Origin of the sequence: Campylobacter australis (genome assembly GCF_050586305.1) — a bacterium.
Classification (GTDB): Bacteria; Campylobacterota; Campylobacteria; order Campylobacterales; family Campylobacteraceae; genus Campylobacter_A.
Genome location: NZ_JAXUAA010000020.1, coordinates 1 through 1,481, shown reverse-complemented (window position 1 = coordinate 1,481; position 1,481 = coordinate 1). Strand labels below are relative to the sequence as shown.

The following is a 1,481-nucleotide window of genomic DNA, read 5'->3' as shown; positions in this document are numbered from 1 at the left end:
ATACAACTTAAAATCCACACTCTTGCTATAGCTAAACAATCTTTTCATCATTATGCTCCTAGCAAGAGTATAGCAAAATTTATATTAGTTTGCTTGTCTTAGTTTTGATAAGATAAAACTTACAAGCATAATAGCAAGTATAACAAAGCATAGAGTAAATCCCATAAGAGTACAATCAGCCATACTTAAAAAGTGCTTTGAAGGTATTAGATACCATCCACCAGCTTCTGTATAAAGATTTATAAAGTACTCTTGAATGCTACTTAACACTACACCATCAGGAACTATAGCATCTTCTTTACCACAATCTCCAAGAGGCATAAACCAATCAGGTGCCCACTTCTCAAGCGGTAAGCCAAGTATATGACTTGGTTCAGTAGAACAACCCTGAACTCCAAATGGATCTGCATCATCACCATGAATGGCTGCATGAATTTTAGCTAGCTTTATACTACACATCATGCCATATATTGCCCCCCAAAATCCAAAGCCATATCCTAGTAGTTTTAAAACTAAATTTCTTGGATTTATTATAGCTATTATGCCACCTATTGCCATTATTAAAAATGCTACTCTTATATATACACACTGCTCACAAGGTGGCATATAAAGATACTTCTGAAATACAGAGTGGGCAATAAGCACAAGTGATATACTTGCTATAACCATTAATACCCAAGGAAAGCGGCTATCTTGCCACTTTGCTATTTTATCTATAAAACCCATACTTAGCCCTATTTAGCTATAAGCTCTTTTATAAGATTAGCCATACCATCTATTGAGGTTATCTTAGCTGTATAGATAAGATACTTGCCATTTACTACAAATGCTGGAACGCCTTGAATTTTAGCTACATCATAACTCTCATCCCACTTTTCAAGTAGCTTTATTACCTCAGGATTAGTTAGCTCTTTTTCATAATCCTCTTTACTAATACCACTTGCATCTAAGCCTAGCTTTAAAAACTCATCAGCACTACTAAATCTTTGCTTTTTATCATGGTATGACTTATAATATGCCATCTTTACCTTTTTAAATAGTGAGTCATCTGCAAAGAGATCTTTATTAGCTGCTCTATCTTTAACAACAGCTACTGCTAATAGCTTACTAGCTGTCTCTCCCTCCCCATGCTCATTTGCCTTTGTCTTTAGATGAAATGGCTCATACTTTAAGCCCTCTACCTTTTTAACTACAGCTGGAGTTACACTCTTATCATATTTATAGCAAAATGGGCAAGCATAGCTAAATACCTTTGTAAGTGTTCCTTTTTCAACTGAAAGAGGTTTATCAAGTACTATATAATCCTCCCCTTCGTTAAAAGCATTAGCACTTAAAGCACCAAATAGTGCAACAGCTGATAAAACCTTTAATGTCTTTGAAAACATTGTCTTCATGTTTGCTCCTTGATTTAGATTTAAGAGGATTATACAATAAAGGTTTGGCGTAAAAATCTTGCTAAACTTAATTTGGGGTTAAAATTT

Annotated in this window: 2 protein-coding genes; both read right to left on the bottom strand. The window is 34.5% G+C overall.

Features of this window, described 5'->3' with window-relative positions; genetic code table 11:
* Nucleotides 1-84: 84 nt before the first annotated feature.
* On the bottom strand, nt 85-726 hold the full coding sequence (gene dsbI / locus U5B17_RS09620; protein ID WP_430805132.1) for a protein-disulfide oxidoreductase DsbI: 642 nt from the start codon (nt 724-726) through the stop codon (nt 85-87).
* Between the two features lie 8 nt (nt 727-734).
* Nucleotides 735-1,394, bottom strand: a complete 660-nt coding sequence (locus tag U5B17_RS09615; RefSeq protein ID WP_430805131.1) for a thiol:disulfide interchange protein DsbA/DsbL — start codon at nt 1,392-1,394, stop codon at nt 735-737.
* Nucleotides 1,395-1,481 lie beyond the last annotated feature (87 nt).

Excerpts from the sequence above, each read along its gene's own strand:
- dsbI (WP_430805132.1), bottom strand. The coding sequence starts at position 726 with ATGGGTTTTATAGATAAAATAGCAAAGTGGCAAGATAGCCGCTTTCCT.
- U5B17_RS09615 (WP_430805131.1), bottom strand. The coding sequence starts at position 1,394 with ATGAAGACAATGTTTTCAAAGACATTAAAGGTTTTATCAGCTGTTGCA.